The organism is Bacillus sp. LR_5, assembly GCF_042709275.1.
Genome location: NZ_JAVAXX010000482.1, coordinates 1 through 2,955, shown reverse-complemented (window position 1 = coordinate 2,955; position 2,955 = coordinate 1). Strand labels below are relative to the sequence as shown.

Below are 2,955 nucleotides of genomic sequence, written 5' to 3'. Positions count from 1 at the left end.
CATTGTTCTCAAAGTTAGCGCAGGCGAAGATGACACTTCTAAGGACATGCTGGCTCTCGTTGATGAGCTGGCTTCCATGTCATCGAAAATTTCAGTTGAAAAAGCTGAATTAAACAGAACGCCAAGCTTCAGTGTCAATCGTGTCGGAGAAGACACTGGCGTGACTTTCGCCGGTATCCCTCTGGGCCACGAATTCACATCATTAGTGTTGGCGCTGCTCCAAGTGAGCGGCAGACCGCCTAAGGTGGACCAAAAAGTCATTGATCAGGTGAAGAAGATCAGCGGTGAATACCACTTCGAATCTTATATCAGCCTGACATGCCACAACTGTCCTGATGTTGTACAAGCTTTAAACATGATGAGCGTGCTGAACCCGAACATTACGCACACGATGATTGACGGTGCAGCATACAAAGCAGAAGTTGAAAGCAAAAACATCATGGCAGTGCCGACCGTTTACCTGAATGGCGAATCCTTCGGAAGCGGCCGTATGACGCTTGAAGAAATCCTTGCGAAAATGGGCAGCGGCGCAGATGCATCTGAGTTTGCTGACAAAGAGCCGTTTGACGTTCTTGTTGTCGGAGGCGGACCTGCTGGTGCAAGTGCAGCGATCTACACTGCACGTAAAGGCATCCGCACTGGGGTTGTCGCTGAACGCTTCGGCGGACAGGTTCTCGACACCATGAGCATCGAAAACTTCATCAGCGTCAAAGCGACGGAAGGACCGAAGCTTGCGGCAAGTCTTGAAGAGCATGTGAAGGAATATGATATTGATGTCATGAACCTTCAGCGTGCGAAACGCCTTGAGAAGAAAGATCTGTTCGAACTTGAACTCGAAAACGGCGCTGTTCTGAAAAGTAAAACAGTGATCCTTTCAACAGGTGCACGCTGGCGCAATGTCAACGTACCAGGTGAACAAGAGTTCAAAAACAAAGGTGTCGCATACTGCCCGCACTGTGATGGGCCATTGTTTGAAGGCAAAGACGTAGCGGTTATCGGCGGAGGAAACTCTGGTATCGAAGCAGCAATTGACCTTGCAGGTATTGTCAATCACGTTACCGTGCTAGAATTTGCGCCGGAACTGAAAGCAGACGAAGTCCTGCAAAAACGTCTCTACAGCCTGCCTAACGTTACTGTCGTGAAAAACGCACAAACAAAAGAAATCACAGGTGATCAGAGTGTTAACGGCATCACATACGTAGACCGCGAAACAGGCGAAGAAAAACACGTTGAACTTCAAGGTGTATTCGTCCAAATCGGTCTCGTGCCAAACACAGAATGGTTAGAAGGAACAGTTGAACGCAACCGCATGGGCGAAATTATTGTCGACAAACACGGCGCAACAAGCGTACCAGGCTTATTTGCTGCCGGCGACTGCACAGACAGTGCGTACAACCAAATTATTATTTCGATGGGATCAGGTGCAACTGCCGCTCTCGGCGCGTTTGATTACCTTATCCGAAACTAATATAAGAAAGCCGCAATATTGCCAGATTGGCAGCATTGCGGCTTTCTTTTTTATTCCAAAAATATTGCAAGTTTTATACACCTGTAATATAGTTGTAATGTTAGTGAATGGTCACTTCACACTCAGCATATTTGCTGTTTTTAAAGCGATACGCACTGATTTTCTATTTAACGTGCCCTGATACTTTTTGACCTTTTTTTTCAGATCTTTAATGGTTTTTTCCTTTTTGGCATTTTCTAATGCCATCAGCGCTTCCCAGCGTTTCGCTGTTTCTGTGGAACTGCAGCCGCTAACTGTAGTCACAGGCGGAAGAAGCTTCGTGTTAGATAGTTTTTCGTCAAAAGGAACGGTATCAGGAATCGCTTTCTCTTTATAAATATGGTCTAATTCATTTTGATTCAAGAAGCTGATGAAATGGTCAAAGTTTTGCGCTTGCCGTTTCTCAGGCTGATGAAAATCAAGTGTTTCAATTAATTCTGACAGTTTTGTCTGATCGGTTATCTCATTTGCCATGACATGCGTTAATTGATGGTACTCAGCTAATTCACGCATTCTGGCATCTTTCGGAAGCAACAGGCTCGGTGTACCGGCAATCGTCGCTGCGATATTTCCATGCAGCCTTGCGCCAAAGGTTAAATCAGCTTGTCTCAGGAAATCAAGCCAAGTCGGCACATTTAAAAAGAATCGAACTCTATCATTCTGATAAGCCGGGTCTTCCATGCTGACCGGATAATTATCAGCAGGCTTCGCTAGCGCAGGCGCACCCGCATACGTCAGAATCATTTCTTTTCGCCATTGCGGGATAAAGTAATGATTCGGGAACTCTTTCATGCTTCTCGTAATGAAGTCCAGCACATGCTTTGGAGACAGTCTTGATGAGTTAACCGTCACCATAGATTCTGTTGTGATATTAGTTTCTCTTATCTTCAGTTCTCTGCCAAACGCATACATAGAAGGACACCCAATCACCGTATGGTCAATGCCTTCACGGAAGCCTAATCTGGAAAGGTATTTCGCTGTAATTTCACCGCGGACACCGATCATATTTGATCTCTCCAGCACAGCACTTACAAACGCTTTTACATCCTCATCAAAAGGAAAACCTTCATTTAATTTTGGTTCAAACGGAGCCCGCAAACCAACACCAATCACAACAACCGGAATGGTTAGTTTCTTAATTAATTGGGTATATTTCCGTAAAGAAGGCACGAAATCCTCGCGGAATGCATCTGCCAGCGGAATAATATACATATCATAATTTGTATTAATTTGTTCAGCATCCGCTGGATTAATCCGATAATAATCAGGAGTAATCGTCGTTCCTTCTGTCATCAGCGTGCGAAACACACTGTAGGCATATACTAGGTTTCCTACGTTGCCGCCAATGGAGTTGCGAACAATCATTTCAGCTGCATTAAATGTATCAAATGGTGATATGCCAGCTCTTATTAAAATGTTTTTCAATGTGATGTTGCCCCTTCCTCGCC

2 protein-coding genes are annotated in these 2,955 nt (G+C 45.0%); one reads left to right on the top strand and one right to left on the bottom strand.

All coding sequences use genetic code 11. The features are described 5' to 3' along the window. Positions 1-1,468, top strand: a 1,468-nt coding sequence (ahpF, locus tag RAC86_RS37390; protein ID WP_377886825.1) for an alkyl hydroperoxide reductase subunit F, incomplete at its 5' end; no start/stop codon positions are given. A gap of 111 nt (positions 1,469-1,579) precedes the next feature. Here ahpF and RAC86_RS37385 read toward each other — a convergent pair. After that, positions 1,580-2,932, bottom strand: a complete 1,353-nt coding sequence (locus RAC86_RS37385; RefSeq protein ID WP_377886826.1) for a polysaccharide pyruvyl transferase family protein — start codon at positions 2,930-2,932, stop codon at positions 1,580-1,582. Positions 2,933-2,955 lie beyond the last annotated feature (23 nt).